2 tRNA genes are annotated in these 441 nt (G+C 50.1%); both read right to left on the reverse strand.

Going from position 1 to position 441, the window contains the following annotated elements:
- Positions 1-273: 273 nt before the first annotated feature.
- Positions 274-345: transfer RNA gene (locus AAEO50_RS21315), tRNA-Glu, on the reverse strand.
- A gap of 4 nt (positions 346-349) precedes the next feature.
- Positions 350-440: transfer RNA gene (locus AAEO50_RS21320), tRNA-Ser, on the reverse strand.
- Between the last annotated feature and the right edge of the window lies 1 nt (position 441).

Raw genomic sequence — 441 nt, forward strand, 5'->3', positions numbered from 1 at the left:
GGCATAAGGCAAATCGACCACGAAGGCGTTCTTTGCCTTCTTGGACGAGTTGACTTATGACATGTGCCTCTAAGCCCTGGAGCTGGACAGGTCTCCCATAAGCTACTCTTCCCGCAGGAGTCTTCGTCTTGCACTCCAATCAACCGCTGGAAAGTGCTACTATCTCATTGTAAATTAAAACAAACTAAAAACCCGAACTTACTTGCCTACTGAAAGGCAAATTAGTTCGGGTTTTACTTAGACTAAAACACTTTTGTCCCAGCCTCTTTAAAATGACCCGTACGGGATTCGAACCCGTGTTACCGCCGTGAAAGGGCGGTGTCTTAACCGCTTGACCAACGGGCCATGATGGCGGAGAAGGAGGGATTTGAACCCTCGCGCCAGTTGCCCGACCTACACCCTTAGCAGGGGCGCCTCTTCAGCCACTTGAGTACTTCTCCA

The organism is Rossellomorea oryzaecorticis (assembly GCF_038405515.1).
GTDB classification, from domain to species: Bacteria; Bacillota; Bacilli; order Bacillales; family Bacillaceae_B; genus Rossellomorea; species Rossellomorea oryzaecorticis_A.